The 14,891-nt window shown below is 68.4% G+C and carries 15 protein-coding genes and 1 pseudogene; 7 read left to right on the forward strand and 9 right to left on the reverse strand.

Annotation, left to right across the window (positions count from 1 at the left end; translation table 11 throughout):
* Nucleotides 1–260 precede the first annotated feature (260 nt).
* The 3 genes from ACTWQA_RS45795 (at nucleotide 261) to ACTWQA_RS45805 (ending at nucleotide 2,521) form a co-directional block, all read left to right on the forward strand.
* Complete coding sequence (locus ACTWQA_RS45795; RefSeq protein WP_443165141.1) at nucleotides 261–779, forward strand: flavodoxin family protein; 519 nt, start codon at nucleotides 261–263, stop codon at nucleotides 777–779.
* A gap of 221 nt (nucleotides 780–1,000) precedes the next feature.
* On the forward strand, nucleotides 1,001–1,993 hold the full coding sequence (locus ACTWQA_RS45800; RefSeq protein ID WP_443165142.1) for an Acg family FMN-binding oxidoreductase: 993 nt from the start codon (nucleotides 1,001–1,003) through the stop codon (nucleotides 1,991–1,993).
* Between the two features lie 195 nt (nucleotides 1,994–2,188).
* On the forward strand, nucleotides 2,189–2,521 hold the full coding sequence (locus tag ACTWQA_RS45805) for an amino acid permease (protein WP_443165143.1): 333 nt from the start codon (nucleotides 2,189–2,191) through the stop codon (nucleotides 2,519–2,521).
* A 181-nt stretch (nucleotides 2,522–2,702) separates the two neighbouring features.
* On the opposite strand, the gene ACTWQA_RS45810 is transcribed toward ACTWQA_RS45805, so the two are convergent.
* Both ACTWQA_RS45810 and ACTWQA_RS45815 read right to left on the reverse strand, forming a co-directional pair.
* Nucleotides 2,703–3,227: a hypothetical protein gene (locus ACTWQA_RS45810; RefSeq protein WP_443165144.1), complete on the reverse strand. Its 525-nt coding sequence runs from the start codon at nucleotides 3,225–3,227 to the stop codon at nucleotides 2,703–2,705.
* A 213-nt stretch (nucleotides 3,228–3,440) separates the two neighbouring features.
* A complete protein-coding gene (locus tag ACTWQA_RS45815) occupies nucleotides 3,441–3,674 on the reverse strand; it encodes a hypothetical protein (protein WP_443165145.1) in 234 nt (77 codons plus the stop codon).
* 156 nt (nucleotides 3,675–3,830) lie between these two features.
* Here ACTWQA_RS45815 and ACTWQA_RS45820 point away from each other — a divergent pair, with 156 nt between their 5' ends.
* Nucleotides 3,831–5,996, forward strand: a complete 2,166-nt coding sequence (locus ACTWQA_RS45820) for a hypothetical protein (protein ID WP_443165146.1) — start codon at nucleotides 3,831–3,833, stop codon at nucleotides 5,994–5,996.
* A gap of 342 nt (nucleotides 5,997–6,338) precedes the next feature.
* Here the strand turns inward: ACTWQA_RS45820 and ACTWQA_RS45825 are convergent, their stop codons facing one another.
* The 4 genes from ACTWQA_RS45825 to ACTWQA_RS45840 form a co-directional block, all read right to left on the reverse strand.
* Nucleotides 6,339–7,043 carry a CBS domain-containing protein gene (locus ACTWQA_RS45825; protein WP_443165147.1) on the reverse strand — a complete coding sequence of 235 codons (705 nt, stop codon included), beginning with the start codon at nucleotides 7,041–7,043 and terminating at the stop codon, nucleotides 6,339–6,341.
* Nucleotides 7,040–7,645 (reverse strand): CBS domain-containing protein, encoded by a 606-nt coding sequence (locus tag ACTWQA_RS45830; RefSeq protein WP_443165148.1) that lies wholly within the window; start codon nucleotides 7,643–7,645, stop codon nucleotides 7,040–7,042. Before ACTWQA_RS45830 ends, ACTWQA_RS45825 begins: the two co-directional genes overlap by 4 nt.
* Before the next feature lie 2 nt (nucleotides 7,646–7,647).
* The gene (locus ACTWQA_RS45835) at nucleotides 7,648–8,328 is read right to left on the reverse strand and encodes a CBS domain-containing protein (RefSeq protein ID WP_443165149.1); all 681 of its coding nucleotides are present in this window, start codon (nucleotides 8,326–8,328) and stop codon (nucleotides 7,648–7,650) included.
* An 86-nt stretch (nucleotides 8,329–8,414) separates the two neighbouring features.
* Nucleotides 8,415–11,006 (reverse strand): bifunctional acetate--CoA ligase family protein/GNAT family N-acetyltransferase, encoded by a 2,592-nt coding sequence (locus ACTWQA_RS45840; RefSeq protein WP_443165150.1) that lies wholly within the window; start codon nucleotides 11,004–11,006, stop codon nucleotides 8,415–8,417.
* A gap of 164 nt (nucleotides 11,007–11,170) precedes the next feature.
* Here ACTWQA_RS45840 and ACTWQA_RS45845 point away from each other — a divergent pair, with 164 nt between their 5' ends.
* The 3 genes and pseudogenes from ACTWQA_RS45845 to ACTWQA_RS45855 form a co-directional block, all read left to right on the forward strand.
* Complete coding sequence (locus ACTWQA_RS45845; protein WP_443165151.1) at nucleotides 11,171–11,875, forward strand: universal stress protein; 705 nt, start codon at nucleotides 11,171–11,173, stop codon at nucleotides 11,873–11,875.
* A 122-nt stretch (nucleotides 11,876–11,997) separates the two neighbouring features.
* Nucleotides 11,998–12,654, forward strand: a complete 657-nt coding sequence (locus tag ACTWQA_RS45850) for a wax ester/triacylglycerol synthase domain-containing protein (RefSeq protein WP_443165152.1) — start codon at nucleotides 11,998–12,000, stop codon at nucleotides 12,652–12,654.
* 194 nt (nucleotides 12,655–12,848) lie between these two features.
* A pseudogene (locus ACTWQA_RS45855) lies at nucleotides 12,849–13,016 on the forward strand (WS/DGAT domain-containing protein); the annotation flags it as partial.
* Between the two features lie 216 nt (nucleotides 13,017–13,232).
* Here ACTWQA_RS45855 and ACTWQA_RS45860 read toward each other — a convergent pair.
* From ACTWQA_RS45860 to ACTWQA_RS45870, 3 genes are all read right to left on the reverse strand, one after another.
* A complete protein-coding gene (locus tag ACTWQA_RS45860) occupies nucleotides 13,233–13,625 on the reverse strand; it encodes a hypothetical protein (RefSeq protein ID WP_443165179.1) in 393 nt (130 codons plus the stop codon).
* Nucleotides 13,626–13,867: 242 nt separating this feature from the next.
* Nucleotides 13,868–14,416, reverse strand: a complete 549-nt coding sequence (locus ACTWQA_RS45865) for a hypothetical protein (RefSeq protein ID WP_443165153.1) — start codon at nucleotides 14,414–14,416, stop codon at nucleotides 13,868–13,870.
* Nucleotides 14,406–14,891 carry a DUF6193 family natural product biosynthesis protein gene (locus ACTWQA_RS45870; RefSeq protein WP_443165154.1) on the reverse strand — a complete coding sequence of 162 codons (486 nt, stop codon included), beginning with the start codon at nucleotides 14,889–14,891 and terminating at the stop codon, nucleotides 14,406–14,408. The genes ACTWQA_RS45865 and ACTWQA_RS45870 overlap by 11 nt, the downstream gene beginning before the upstream one ends.

Below are 14,891 nucleotides of genomic sequence, written 5' to 3' on the forward strand. Positions count from 1 at the left end.
TCGCTTTCACTCTTGTTCAAGGGGGGCGCCGTCACATCGGTCCAAGGACATCAGCAGGAGGGACGAAGGTCCCCGAAGATCGATACCTTTCGGCTTCGTGCCCCGCTGGGTGAATTCAGGACCAACGCCGACCTGAACCGGGACTTTGGCCTCCGGTCCGGGCGAACCCACGTCGCGACGGTGGAGGTGGCAAGGTCCGACTTTGCCGAGGGTCCGGTTTATCCGGGCCCCGCACCCGAGGCCCTGATAGGAGGCGCGCGATGCATGCGCTGGTCGTCTACGAATCCATGTACGGCAACACCAAGCAGATCGCCGAGGCGGTGGCCGAAGGGCTGGCCGCCCGGATGCCGGCCGAAGTGGTGGAGGTCGGCTCCGCACCCACCGCCGTGGGGGAGGAGGTGCGACTGCTCGTGGTCGGAGGGCCCACGCACGCCTTCTCCATGAGCCGGGCCTCCACCCGGAAGTCCGCCGCTGAGCAAGCTGAAGGACCACTGGTCTCCAGCGGGGACGGCGTCCGGGAATGGCTGGCGACGCTCCGCACCTCCTCCGCAGGGCTCGGCTCGGCCGCGTTCGACACCCGCATCGTCAAGCCGCGCATGCCCGGCTCGGCCGCTCGCGCCGTCGCCAAGCGGCTGCGCCGCCTGGGCATCCGGGCGGTGGCGCCGGCGCAGAGCTTCTACGTCACCGGTACGCAAGGGCCACTGGCGGAGGGGGAACTGGAGCGGGCCAGGCAGTGGGGAGAGAGCCTAGCCGCGTCATTCCCGGTCCCGGCCACCTGACGTACCCACGAGCTGGTGCTGGCGAGAGGCACGATCAGCCCGCCGCTGGCGCGGGCGGCGGCTTGCGGAAAGCGTTGATGAGCCGGCGCGCTGGATCCCTCACATTAGAGAGACTGCTCGACCTCAACGAGACAGGACATCAGGGGGCCAACGTCCCTGGGAAGAGGGACTTTCGGCCCTGCCGTGGTGGCCTCCGTGTGATGAACTGAGGGTGAGGACCCATGGAGGTGAGAGCCATGGACATCCGTTCAGTCAAGGACACGCTGGATGCTGTGGTGGATGCGGCGCGCTGGGCGCCTTCCGTGCACAACACGCAGCCCTGGACCTTCTCGGTATCGGAGCAGGAGATCGGCCTGCGGGCCGACCCTGACAGGAAGCTTCGCGTCGAGGATGTCTCAGGGCGGGAGCTGCTGATCAGTTGTGGCGCGGCTCTGTTCACCATGCGTACGGCGATGAGCTGCGAGGGCTTCGAGCCTGTCGTGCGCGTCCTGCCGGATCCGGACCGCCCGTCGTTGCTGGCCACTATCCGGCCGGGTGCCGAGGTACAGGCGGACGAATCCATTCAGGCTCTGGGGCGGGAGATCGAGCGCCGCCGCACGCACCGGGCGGGCTTCGCCAATGTGCCGGTGCCGGACCCGCTCATCGAGAAGCTGGTCCACGCAGCCGCGGAAGAGGGGGCCAAGCTGACGCCCATCCGCTCTGCCGAAGCGGTCGGCGTGATCGCCGCGCTCACTCAGGCCGCGCAGGGCGTGCAGGCCCAGGACCAGCGCTTCAGTCTCGAGGTGATCCGCTGGGCAAGGCCACCGGGCAGTAGCCGCACAGACGGGGTGCCCGCGGAGGGCTATCCGCGTGAGACGGCGCGTACCGAGCCGCACTTCCCGCAGCGTGATTACGCCTGGGGGCATGAGTGGGGGAGCCAGGCGGACCAGGAAGCTTCGACGGCGACCGGGGTCGTGGCGGTGCTCACCACGCGGGGCGACAGCCGCCAGGACTGGATCGATGCCGGGCAGGCGCTGCAACACGTCTTGTTGCACGCCTCGGCGTACGGCGTCAGCGCAGCCTTCCACACCCAGGCGCTCGAGATGGAGCTGCTGCGCGAGTTCACGAGGCAGGAGCTGTGCTCGGGCGAATACCCGCAGATGATCATGCGGTTGGGTATCACCTTCGACGACAAGGGCTCGATGCGCCGCCCACTGTCCGAGATCATCTGGTAAGAACCGAGGACTGCCGGCTGGCATCCGCGGCCTACGGGCCTGATCAGTGAGCGAGGGACGATGCTCCCCGGCGGATCGATGTCTTTAACCTTCATACCTGCGCTGACAAGGCTGGTGTGCTGGTGGTGATCGCACGAGAAGGGGATCACCATATCCGTCACACCGTTACCGCAACGCCGCAAGCTGGGCCTGTCGATGGCGACCGCGCTCCTCGTCGGGAACATGATCGGATCCGGCGCGTTCCTGCTCCCCGCCTTTCTGGCCGCCTTCGGCAGCGCGAGCCTGCTGGCATGGGGCTCACCTCGGCAGGCGGGTTGCTGCTTGCGCTGGTCTTTCGCGCGGCTCGGTCGCGCCCACCCCAAGACCGGCGGCCCGTACGCCTACGTGCGCCGCGCCTTCGGCGACTTCCTCGGGTTCCGGACCGCCTGGGGCTACTGGATCGCGGTACGGGTCGGCAGCGCCGCCATCGCGGTGGCACTCGTCAATTATCTCGGCTACTGTCTGGCGTCACCGAATTTGATAGCGTGACCAGGCCTCTTCCTGCGCACTATTACTTAGACGTTCATCCAATCAGGGCGGCCGAACGTCATCCACGTGATAACGCGATCCGAACACGGTTCGAGCGCCTCTACCCGGCGCTGGTGACGATGGCGTTATCGGTGAGATCGCGTTGAAGCGCGGCGTGATGGCTAAGAGGCAGGCCGGGCGCTTAGCATGGCCAGACGATCTCACCGCGACGCCCAGCAGGATCTATCAGCACGACGCCCTTGGCGGCGAGCAGCCGGGCGCTTTGAGTCCGTCCGGCGCTCAAATACTCACGTACCGCACCGACCGGATCGGCGTCGATACTGACCGGCAGGGCACGTACGAACAGATCAACCCGTCGGCCCAGGTAGTGGCGAAACCTCTCCGGCTCCCGCGTCCAGCGTCCATACACCGACGGACCGAAATCAATAGGCACGTACCGCCGGTCGGCGGGGAACCGTTGGTTGGGAACCGCGGCGAAGAAGGACCAGACATCGAAGTCCTTGATCCCGTTCGGGTTCGCCTTGCCCTGAGCAAGGTGCACGAAGTGTAATCCAGCCCCTTGACATAGCGCCACGCAGAGCAGCCGAGCGGCGTACTCGGGACGCTTCCTGAAGAATTTGTCTCGGTCCTTGGCCGCGAGATCCGAAAGACGGTCAAGAGCATCTGCGCTGATCGGCTCGAGTGATCGTTCAGGCATGTCAGACACGCAACCAGCATCCCTTCCGCAGCCAACGTCGACCCAGCGTTATCTCTCCACCAGGTCCATCGTTGTCGTGACGTCGTCGGGTGTTTCCTTCGCCAGCGGCATCCTTCCTCCCGAAGGCAAGGCTGGTGGTAGCGCCGCCGGCGTGTCAATGGACGCGGCGGCGCCCGAGCCAAGATCGGGCGAGTCGGCCACTACCGGCTCGATGGTCAAACCTCACCCTCGACCTTCCGGCAGATCTCCTGGCGCTGGCGCCGGTCTTGCGTCCGGCACGGATGGAGGCGGCGTGCAGCTGTTGTCGCGGGCGGTGAAGGCGGCACGTAGGTCTCGCAAAGCGTGGGCGAGGGGCAGACACGCTCGCAGCAGGTCGGCGAGTGCTACTGGCAGGCGGGTGGCGGTGTGCAGGATGAGCACGGCGGCGCCCAGGGCGGCCAGGATGGTCGAGGTCATGCCTCGACGCTCCGGGATCGCCGTGTTCGGCCGCATCCGGCCTGAGCAAGTTGAGCGAAGGCGCTGCTCAGCCGGGATGGGCGGATTTATCCTCCGAACAGAAGCCGAACACGGCGCAGTAGCTGAAGACGGCGGCCACGGTGAGGGGGACCGACGATGACCGACCCTCGGCAGATCCAAACCCGAGCCAGCCTGTGTCAGGCACTGCAGGAGCTGTTCGAGTCCGTCGACAGCGGCTACCTGGCCGTGGCCACCAAGGCGAAGATCGCTCCGGCGACCCTGCATGCCATGGTTACCGGGGCGAGCTTCCCGCGGTGGGTCACCTTGAAGTCTGTCTTGATCGCGCTCGGTGTCCCGCAGGAGGAGTTGGCGGCCTGGCAGACTGCTCACCAGCGTGCCGCAGGCGACAAGCCTGCTGCTGGGCCTGGCTGGCCGCTGGCCGAGGTGACCGATCCGTTCCGCTTCGACCTGGAAGTGCACCACGCCATCGACACCGGTGACGCCGACTTGTCGGCGCTTCCGGTGTATGTGCCGCGCGAGCATGACCGAATGCTGGCCCAGGTGGTGGCGCGGGGCGCGGCCGGGGACAGCCGGATCGCGGTCCTCGTGGGAGGATCGTCCACCGGCAAGACCCGGGCCTGCTGGGAGGCGCTGCACCTGCTACGTGCCCAGCCGGAGCCGTGGCGGCTGTGGCATCCGATCGACCCCACTCGCCCCGAGGCCGCCCTCGCTTGCTTGACGAAGCTCAGCCCGTACACGGTGGTGTGGCTGAATGAGGCGCAGTTCTACCTTGCCGACAGCGCGCTGGGCGAAAGTGTGGCGGCCGCGCTGCGAGAACTCTTGCGCGATGCGCGGCGGGCGCCGGTGCTGGTGCTGGCCACCTTATGGCCCAAGTACTGGGACAGCCTGACCAGCCGCGCCGACCCCGACCTACACGCCCAGGCTCGGGAACTTCTGGATGGACACAACCTCCCAGTGCCGGACGCGTTCACCGGCACCGACCTCGAGGCGCTCGTGAACCAGAAGGACAGTGATCCCCGGCTCGGAGAGGCCTCCGAGCGCGCCCAGGACGGCCGTATCACTCAGTACCTGGCCGGCGTTCCGGTCCTTATGGACCGCTATCACCAGGCAGCGCCGCCCATCCGGGCGCTGATCCACGCCGCGATGGACGCCCGTAGACTCGGCCGCGGGCCACGTCTGCCGCTGGCGCTGCTGGCCGACGCCGCTCCTGGCTACCTCACCAACACCGAGTGGGACCAGACCGACGAGCACTGGCTGACGCACGCCCTGAACTACGTGACCCAGCCCTGCAACGGCATCCCCGGCATTCTCACCCCTGCCAAGCCCGACACCGCTCGCAACCGCCGCACCAGCGCGAACGCTGCCGCTCCACCTCAAGCCGGCATCGGGCCGATGTACCGGCTGGCTGATTACCTCGACCAGCATGCGCGGCGGGCTCGCGCCGACCAGATTCCCCCGATCGACTTCTGGACCGCAGCCGCCCGACACGCCCAGCCTGGCGACTTCAAGGCTCTTGGCGACGCCGCTCGCGCTCGCGGGCTGTATCGCGACGCCGCTCAACTGTGGAAACATGCCACCAGCTGCTATGGCGACCCGCACGCCGCAGCAGCCCTCGTCGAGCATATGCATGAGCTCAATCCCAACGATCACCACCCCGCTTATTGGGCTGCCGCACACACCTCCCTCGACGATCTGCTCGCCGAATTCGAACTGGTGGTCCAGCTGCGGACTGTCGGGGCGGACGAAGCAGTCAGGATGCTCTTGGCCCGTGACCCTGTACATACCACCGTTGACGACTTAACTGCCGCGGCCACACTCGTGCGCCGGATGCGGACGATGGGGATGGACGCGAAGGCAACACAACTGGCCGACGGCGCTGCCGCACACGCTCCCCTCGACAACCCCGCCGTGATGCCCATGCTGCAGGAGATCGCGGGGCACAAGCAGATCACCACGCTCCTGATCGGCTCCCCTGCTGCACCCACCGCCCTCGACCCGGCCGACGTGGTGAGCCAGTTGGACACGCTGCGGATGATTGGGGCGGATGAGCAGGCCAGGGTGCTGGCCGACCGCGCTGCCGCGTACATCCCTCTCGACAACCCGGCCGACGTGGTGAGACTGCTGGACAGGCTGCGGCACATTGGGGCGGACGAGCAGATCGTCGCTCTTACGAATCGCTTTCCAGCGGCAGGCCTGTTCTGGCTGTGGCTCCGCGATGGTGATCGACAGAGGCGGTTCGCGTTCGGGCGAGAGCCCGATGGGAGCCCGGCCGCTCCTTGGACGTGGGACGACCTGGAGTGATTAACCGCTGTCGAAGACGAGGAACGCCAGCCGCTGCTGGTGAGCCTCCGGAGCTGGATGACAACAGCAGCATCAACAGCGGCCCCCGTGCGCGGCTGCCCCAGCCACATAAAGCAGCCGCGCCAGGTGCCGCAGGCACCAGACAGACACAGACAGACGACAACAACACCTACTTCGGGCCCGCGCTTGCCGACACCGCCTTGCTCGCCGCTGGCGCGATCTGGATCCTGACCGCGGTCAACGTCCGAGAGGTACGGTAGGGCGGCTGGATCCAGGTCGTCACGACCTGCCCTCGCAGCGGAATACCTGCCAAGCCTCGACTGGAAGCCTCGCACATCGCGATCAGGCCCCGCCCCAGACGACAGGGAGCTCGACGATGTCGTCGTGCTTCCACGTGAGCTCGTCATGGACGGCCACCACGCTGTCGATGCGCTCGGCCATGCGGACCGCGGCGATGGCATGGCTGTGATGGTCGTACGTTCCCGACAGCGTGACGACGGCGTCGTGCACGGTGATGCCGAGGTCGGTGACCTCGCCGCCGACGGCTTGGATGGCTTCTCGTACCTGGTGCTCGATGTCGGTGTCGGCGCGGAGGAAGACCTTGATCAGGTCGCGGCGGCTCACGATGCCGACCAGGCGGCCGCCTGGGTCGACCACGGGCAGGCGTTTGACGCCGTGCTTGTCCATCTGCCGTGCGGCCACCACGACGGGGGCGTCGGGGGTGGTGGTGTGGGCGGGCGAGGTCATCAGCTCGCCGGCGGTTTCGCCGAGCGACTTGTAGAAGCCGCTGCCCTCGCTGCCCACAGTGTGGCGGATGCGGGCTCCCAGCGACGGCCGGTAGTAGTCTCCGCGGTGGCGCTCCTTGTACTCCTGTTTGGCCAGCAGGTCGGCCTCGGACACCACGCCCACGACGCGGTTGTCGTCGTCCAGCACGGGCACACCGCTGACGCCCCGGTTGATGAGCAGGTCGGCCACGGTGTGGAAGGACGCCTTCTGGTTGACGGCGGCCACGTCGGTGGTCATCACGTTCTCGACGGTCATTCTCATGGCGATCTCCTGATCTCCTTGACCCGGACGATGCCGGGCACGGTGCGGGCGAGCAGGCCGGCGATGTGGTCGGCGTACTCGTGGGATGGCCCGGACAGCTCCGCCACGCCGTCGCGTACGGCGACGTCCCAGCTCAGGCCAGACGGGTACTGCTCGTGCAGCGCGGTGACGACCGCCTCGCGTAGTTCGTCGTCGGGGCGGGCCAGCATGGCCATGAGGTCACGGCGGCTGAGCATGCCGACGATCTCGTCGCCGTACAGCACGGGCAGGCTCTTGATTCGCTTGCCCACCATGAGGTCGATGGCGATGGTGACGTCGGTGGTCTCGGTGACGGTGGCGACGTCGTGCGTCATGACCTCCACCACTCGGCGCGGCGGCGGCGCGTGATCCGCAGGCACGGGGCGTACGGTGGCGCGGGGGTCGGGCTCGAACTCCCCGCGTAGCAGGTCGAGCTCGCTGACCACTCCGACCAGGTGGCCGCTGTCGTCGACGACGGGGGCGGCGGTGATGTCATGGCCGTAGAGGGTCCGGATGGCCCGCCGCACCGGGTCGGTATGGCGGACCGTGATGGCCGGGCTGCTCATGACCTCGCGCACGAGCATGGCTAGCTGGCCTCCCATGAGGAGTCGTCGTGTTTCCAGGTCAGCTTGTCGATCACGTCGACGACGCCGTTGACGCGGCCGGTCATGCGGGCCGCGATGCCGGCCTCGGTGCGGCGGTCCATCTGCCCGGACAGCGTGACCACGCCGTTGCTCACCGAGACGGTGACGCCGGCGGTGTCCACCCACAGGCTGCGCTCGAGGACGTCGTCGCGGATCTCGGCGGCGATCTCCGCGTCGCTGCGCAGGAAGACCTTGACCAGGTCGCGGCGGCTGACGATGCCGACGAGGTGGCCGTTGGGGGCGACGACGGCGAGTCGTTTGACGTCGTGGGCGTCCATGAGGCGGGCGGCGGTGACCGCCGACGCAGTGGGGGAAACGGTGATCGCGGGGCTGGTCATCAGGTCGGCGGCGGTGTCGCCGTTGGCTTTCTGCCTGCCCTTGGGGTGGCGCAGCCGGGCGCGCAGCGGCGGCCGGTAGCCCTCGCGGTAGAACTCCTCGCGGAATTCTTCCTTGCGCAGTAGATCGGCCTCGGAGACGATGCCGATCACGTGGTTGTCGTCATCGGTGACCGGGACGGCGCTGATGCCGCCGTTGATGAGCGTGTGGGCGATGTCCTTGAACGGGGTGGCGGCGGTGACGGAGACGACCTTGTCCGTCATCACGTCCGCGACGGTCATACGCATGCCTACCTCCAATGTCGCTGGTTTCATCACATCTCCCGGACGATCCGGAAAGTAGGGGCGGAAGTCCCGAGCAGGACGGTCGTTGGTCAGCGCAGCCGCCGCAGCAGCGGCGAGGGTGGCGGCTCGCAGGGAGCCACTCTGATGCGCGCGTCCACCGTGGCCGCGCCGTCGGGGCTGACGATGACGGGGTTGAGGTCCAGTTCGGCCACCTGTGGCAGGTCGTCGAGCAGCCTGCCGATCCGCGTGACCTGGTCGGCCAGGCTCTGGATGTTCATAGGCGGGGAGCCACGGTAGCCGTGCAGCAGCGGGGCGCAGCGCAGCTCGCCGATCATGTCGGTGGCGTCGGTGACGGGCGGCACCCGGAAGGCGCGATCGGCCAGCAGGTCGGCTGTCACCCCGCCCATGCCCACCATGACGAGCGGTCCGAACGCCGGGTAGTTGACCCCGCCGACGATGATCTCGACGCCCGCGGGCAGCATGCGCTGGACGACCGCGCCCGTCATCTCCGAGCCGATCCGCGCGGACATCGCGCGGTAGGCCTGCCGCACTTCATCGTGTGACCGGAGGTTGAGCAGGACACCGCCGACGTCGCTCTTGTGCACCGGGCCCACGGCCTTGAGCACGCAGGGCAGGCCGACGCGGACCGCTGCCTGCACGGCGGTCTCCGGGCTGTGCACGTCGACCGTCTCGGCAAAGGGAATGCTGTAGCAGCGCAGTAGCCGGGCGGCGGCTGTGGGGGAGAGCCAGCAGCCCTCAGGGTGTTTGGCCAACTCCGCCTGAATGATCTCGCGTGCCGTGGCCACGTCCACCGACATCGGCGCGGGGGCGGGTTCGATGGGGCGTCGGCGCCATTCGGCGTAGCGGTCAGCGTGAGCGACTGCCGCGACGGCCTGCTCGGGGAAGGCGTAGCTGGGCACGCGGCCGTCGATCAGGCCGTCGTGGCCGATGACGCAGGCCAGCACGGTCTTGTCCGTACCCTTGGCAGCGTCGGCGATGGCCTGGCGGGTGGCGTCGAGGCCATCGCCGAACGGCGGGGTGTAGACGACGAGGATCACGTCCACGTCCGGTGCCTCGGCGACCGCCTTGACGGCCGCGCCGATCTCGGGGGCGGTGGCGTCACCGGTCAGGTCGACGGGGTTGCCCAGCGCGGCGGCGGCACGGGCGTCCAGCAGCCCGGGCGGCAGCTCCGGAACGACCAGGCCGTGACGCTCGCAGGCGTCGGCGGCCATTGCTTGGGGTCCGCCGGAGTTGCCGACGATCGCGACCCGGCGGCCGCGCGGCAAGGGCTGGGCGGCCAGCAGCTTGGCGGTGTCGATCAGCTCGTGCACGCTGTCGAGCCGGATCACGCCGGCGGCGCGGGTGAGCGCGTCCACCGCCACGTCGGGGGTGGCCGCGGCGGCGGTGTGCGAACGCACCGCCCGGTCGCCCGCCCCGCGGCGGCCGCTCTTGACCAGCAGGATCGGCTTGCGCGCCCCGACCCGGCGGGCGATGCGGGCGAACTTGCGCGGGTTGCCGAACGACTCCAGATACAACGCGATCACATCGGTGCCAGGGTCGTCCTCCCAGTATTCGAGGAGGTCGTTGCCACTGACGTCGGCCTTGTTGCCGACCGAGACGAACGAGGAAACGTCCAGCCGCTCCAGCAGCGCCGCGCCCACGGCACCTGATTGCGACATCAGCGCCACGCGGCCACGGACGGGTCGGTGTGGCAGGAAGCTGGCGTTCAGCCGGACCGCAGTGTTGACCACGCCCAAGCAGTTCGGCCCGATGAGGCGCATCCCAGCCGCACGGCAGATCTTTAGCAGTTCGGACTCCCCGTCGCGCTGCCCGGTCTCGGCGAACCCTGACGTCACCACGACCAACCCCGCCACGCCCGCATCCGCGCAGTCGCGGGCCACCTCCAGCACGTGCCGGGCAGGCACCGCCACCACTGCCAGGTCCACACCATCAGGAACCTTGGCGTGGCAGGCCAGCCCGGCCACCTCGGTGGCGTTGGGGTTGACGAGATGGATCGGCCCGCGGAAGCCGCCGTCGATCAGGTTGCGCAGCACCTTGGGCCCGACGGCACGCTCGTTGCGGCTGGCGCCGATCACCGCCACCGAGCGAGGCGCGAGCACCCGCCGCAGTGACGCCCGTCCCGCTTCGTGATCGCGGGCCGCGATGCCCTCGTGCAGCCGATGGGTGGGTTCGGCGGCGATGACGACGTGCAGCATCCCCTCCTCGAAGCGTTGCGTCATCTCCAGTCCGAGGCCGTGCAGCACCCGCAGCATCGGCCGGTTCTCACCCAGCACGTCGGCCGCCAGTTCCCGAACTCCATGCGCGCCCGCGTCCAGCGCGACGTGCTCGAGCAGTAAGGTGCCCAGGCCGTGCCCGTGAACGGCGTCATCAATGAGGATGGCCAGGTCGGCACTGTCATCGCGGCCGGGGACATACTCCGCTACCCCGATCAGTTGCCCACGGATGGTGGCGACCAGTGCGTGTCCGCCGTATTCGTCGCTGGTGATGCGGTCCATATAGGCGTGCGCGGTCGTGCGGCCACCGGTGAAGAAACGCAGGTACGCCGAGTGCTCAGAGGATCGGTCGATCAGCTCGTGCAGGGCGTCGCGGTCGGTGGGGCGCAGGGGGCGCACGTGGGCAATGCCGCCGTCGCGCAGCAGTACGTCGTATCCCTCGGGCATGCCGGTCTCTCTTCCGCGATATGGCTCTCGACGCCGAGACTGTCCGCCGGCCATGTGCGGCGGACAGTGCCGTACGGCCCTCGCCTTGGGGCCGAAGGTCCCTGCTCATCGAGTCGTGGATACGGGAAGCTGGGTGCCATGGACGTCTGAAGGGGGCCGCCGACATGAACCACATCGTGCTCGGCTACGACGGCTCGGACTTCTCGATGCAGGCCCTGGACTGGGCGCTGGATGAGGCGGAGCTGAGGAAGTTGCCACTGACCGTCGCCCACGCCTGGCAATGGCCGTACGGCGAAGTGGAGGAGGAAGCCAAGGCCCACTTGCGCAAGGCGGCCGAGCACGTGCTGTGGCACGGCGCCGACTGCGCCCGCTCGACCAGCGCGGGCGTACGCGTCGAGACCGACCTGTACGAAGGCCCCGCCGCCGAGCGCCTCGTCGAGCTCTCCGGCAGCGCCGACCTCATCGTGGTCGGCTCCCGCGGCCTGAGCGCGCTGCCCCGGGCGGTCGTCGGTTCGGTCGCTGGATACGTCGCCGCCCACGCCGACTGCCCGGTCATCGTCGTACGCGGCCCAGGGCCCCTGCCCGCGCCCACCGACCCAGGGCCGATCGTCGTCGCCGGCAGGGAGCCGGACCCGGCCGTGCTGGAGTTCGCGTTCGGCGAAGCCGCCCTGCGCCAGGTTCCTCTCTCTTCCTCGGCCGACCTGATCGAATGGGCGGCACGCCATCCTGCAGTTCGGACCCAGGAGGGTGACGCAGTCGATCGCGCCACGCTCATGGTCATCGGCCGCACACGCGCCACGCACCTCGGCCCCGCGAACTACCTTCTCCAGCACGCGCCCTGCCCCGTGGCGGTGGTGTCGGAAAGCTGACCCCGGGTGGGGGCAAGAACGTGGCAAATCGCGGATCGGACCAGGACTTAAGACTCTGTGCCCCCGCGCGTCCCGGTCGCAGGCTTGGGGGAACCCGTACCAGACCAAGGGGAGGCCCGGCCATGACCGAACACCTCAGCCCCCTGGAGGCGGCCATGCGGCGCAGGTTGCCGTTGGTCCCCCTGTACCGGCAGAAGGCCCGGCAGGTGCCGTTCGACCTCGGCGCACCCGTCCTGGTCGACGATCCGGACTTCGATCTCGACCGGCACATCCGGCATGCGAGCGTGGCCGAGCCGGGGGACGATGCGGCGCTGTGCGAGCGGATCGGTGAGATCATGTCGCGGCGCCTGGACCGCGACCGGCCGTTGTGGGAGTACTGGCTGCTGGACGGGCTGTCCGGCGGGCGCCGGGCGCTGGTGTCCAAGGTGCACCATTGCCTGGTCGACGGCATCTCCGGCGCCAACCTGTACTACGTGCTCTTCGACCTGTCGCCCGACGGCGACCAGAGCGAGGCGCCGCTTGATGCCTACGCCCCCGATCCGGAGCCATCGACGCCGCACCTGATCATCGACGCGGTACGTGACCTGGTGCTCAACCCGATCGAGCAGCTGCGCATGATCGGCGAGGCGCTCCGGACGCCACGCACCACCGCGCAGCGCATCGCGGACACCGCCCGCGGTCTGCTCACCTTCGCGGGTTCACTCTGGCCGACAGCCCGCTCCACGCTGAGCGGCCCCATCGGCGAGCGGCGCCGCTACTCTGTCGCCCGCGCTCCCTGACAGAGATGAAACAGGCCGCTCACCAGGCCGGCGCGAGCCTCAACGACGTGGCGCTGTCGGCCATCGCCGGCGCCTTCCGATCCCTGCTGCTCCACCGGGGCGAGGAGCCGCACCCGCACGCTGTCCGTACGGCGGTGCCGGTGTCGGTACGGGCCCCCGGTGACGAAGGCATGTGCGCGAACCGGATCTCGGTCATGCTGGCGCTTCTCCCGGTGCATCTGGCCGACCCCGGCGAACGCCTCCTAGCTGTGCACGCCCACCTCACGGAGCTTAAGGCGAGCATGGAGGCGCAGGCCGGCGAGGCGATGACCACGCTGGCCCGCTACGAGCCGTTCCCACCGGTATCGTGGGTCATCCGGTTGCTCGCCCGTCTCCCACAGCGCACCGTCGTCACGGTCACTACGAACGTCCCCGGCCCCCCGTGCCGTTATACCTCCTCGGCCGCCGAGCCCTGGAGGGGTGCCACCGGAATACGGCAGAAACGGGCCGCGGGCTGGGCGTCGGGCGTATCACCACCGGTCCTCCTGATGCGGCGGTGCTGTTCGGGATCGCCGCACCATGCGACGAATAGAGGACACCTAGGCCAGGCGGGTGCTGCGCTGGTCGCTCGGCCTGTCGTCGCGGATGACGACGTAACCGGGTCCGACTTCTGCGGTGCAGTCCGTGCCGTGGGCGTCGATGTTGCCGAGGTCTGTGGGAAAGGCAGCGCTGGGCGGGAGGTTGTGGCCGTCGATGGTGAAGATGATGCGAGTCCCGCTTCCGGCCTGCGGATCGAACCTCTGCACAGGGCTGAGGGGGCGCAGGCCGGCGAGTTCTTGGCGGAAGCCTCGGCCGTCGCTCCACATTTCGACCGTTGTCGATGTGCAGAGGGTCGCGATAGCTGCCAAGAGCCACCACTCGGGGCCGAGCAGGGAGTCGAAGTAGCCGAGGGGCGGGGAGTCTTGCCAAGAGTGCTGCTGGTCGATGGTCATGGTGAAGCGGAGGTCACCGAGGACGACGATCTCTGTGGCCAGCGAGTGATCTTCTGCGACTCGCGTTGCTGGGTGCAGTGCGTGCCGCGCAGCAGCCGACAGCAAGAAAGGCTGGCAGCCTGGGATCGTCCAGCCCTACCCCGAAGTACATGCCCGGCCGTTTGAGGACTGCGGCGTCGAACTCGAGCACGGTGATATCGGCCGCGCTGTACCTCTGCGCTTCTGAGGCGCTGTGCGGGTGATCAGAGGTCACGGTTGTCCTTGCGGGCGCGCTGCCAGGCCGCCTCGAATTCTTCTCTGTTGATCTCCAGGGCCTTCAGTTCTGGGTCGAAGAGGTCCACGACGGGCGGGTTGAACGGCCAGTCGTCTGGATCGCTCTTGAAGATGTCTCCGTTGTCGGTCAGCTCCACCTGTCTCAGCCGGCGTCCGTCGGATCCGATCTCCATCAGGTAGTCGGCCGGGTCGACTCCGTCGTCTCCGTCCCAGCGGCGCCGAAGGTAGACGATGGTTCGATCGGCCAGCGCCCCGAAGCCGGGCAGGTGCCGGTGTGCTTGCCGCTGGGCGTGCAAGCCGTCCAAGCCTGCAGGCATCGTCGGCGCGTCGACATCGGCTTCGTCCAGGTTCCATCCCTCAGCCCGCTCGATCGCTTCCGGGGCCTCGATCACCTCGACTTCCGCGAACGTCTCCAGGACCTCGCGAGCCGAACGGGCGCGGACCCACCACCACGAACCGCCCATGCCGTAGTCATGCAAGATCAGGAACCGCTGCTTCGTATTCTCCTCAAAGATCACGAGTGCCATCTCCTTGAGAGTCGACAGCTGGGCCGAGCCCGGCTGGGAGGTTGTCGACGGCGAGGGCCACTGCGGTGCCCGCGGTGTGGGTGACCCCGATGACTTCGGAACTTCGAGGACGACGGACACAGAACCGGCCGTCACGTAGCGGTTCGATCGACGGCGCCTGGACCGACCACGGGTAACTCGTGCAGTTGCTGAACAGCACCCTGAAATGGCTGGTGAAGGGATAGAGCTGCCAGAGCTTCGGTTCCGCGCCGGCAGCCTCGATCAGAGCCACGATGCCTGGGTAGGCGTTGCCGGGGTGCAAGGCTTCGTGCCGCTCGTGATGCCAGCGCCAGACGAGCAGCAGCTGCTGCCAGCGCGCCTCTACGGTCTCCGCGGGGCCGAGCATGCGGGCAGCAGCGAGATCGGGAAGCTCTGGCTTCGGCGGAATCCGAGGTATCCGACCGGAGGCGCCGGAGTTCATCGTCAT

It is taken from the genome of Nonomuraea sp. 10N515B (assembly GCF_052245915.1).
GTDB lineage: Bacteria > Actinomycetota > Actinomycetes > Streptosporangiales > Streptosporangiaceae > Nonomuraea.

Coding starts and splice junctions, on each gene's coding strand:
- ACTWQA_RS45795 (WP_443165141.1), top strand. CDS start 261: ATGCATGCGCTGGTCGTCTACGAATCCATGTACGGCAACACCAAGCAG.
- ACTWQA_RS45800 (WP_443165142.1), top strand. CDS start 1,001: ATGGAGGTGAGAGCCATGGACATCCGTTCAGTCAAGGACACGCTGGAT.
- ACTWQA_RS45805 (WP_443165143.1), top strand. CDS start 2,189: ATGGCGACCGCGCTCCTCGTCGGGAACATGATCGGATCCGGCGCGTTC.
- ACTWQA_RS45815 (WP_443165145.1), bottom strand. CDS start 3,674: ATGACCTCGACCATCCTGGCCGCCCTGGGCGCCGCCGTGCTCATCCTG.
- ACTWQA_RS45820 (WP_443165146.1), top strand. CDS start 3,831: ATGACCGACCCTCGGCAGATCCAAACCCGAGCCAGCCTGTGTCAGGCA.
- ACTWQA_RS45825 (WP_443165147.1), bottom strand. CDS start 7,043: ATGAGAATGACCGTCGAGAACGTGATGACCACCGACGTGGCCGCCGTC.
- ACTWQA_RS45830 (WP_443165148.1), bottom strand. CDS start 7,645: ATGCTCGTGCGCGAGGTCATGAGCAGCCCGGCCATCACGGTCCGCCAT.
- ACTWQA_RS45835 (WP_443165149.1), bottom strand. CDS start 8,328: ATGCGTATGACCGTCGCGGACGTGATGACGGACAAGGTCGTCTCCGTC.
- ACTWQA_RS45840 (WP_443165150.1), bottom strand. CDS start 11,006: ATGCCCGAGGGATACGACGTACTGCTGCGCGACGGCGGCATTGCCCAC.
- ACTWQA_RS45845 (WP_443165151.1), top strand. CDS start 11,171: ATGAACCACATCGTGCTCGGCTACGACGGCTCGGACTTCTCGATGCAG.
- ACTWQA_RS45850 (WP_443165152.1), top strand. CDS start 11,998: ATGACCGAACACCTCAGCCCCCTGGAGGCGGCCATGCGGCGCAGGTTG.
- ACTWQA_RS45860 (WP_443165179.1), bottom strand. CDS start 13,625: ATGACCATCGACCAGCAGCACTCTTGGCAAGACTCCCCGCCCCTCGGC.
- ACTWQA_RS45870 (WP_443165154.1), bottom strand. CDS start 14,891: ATGACGATGAACTCCGGCGCCTCCGGTCGGATACCTCGGATTCCGCCG.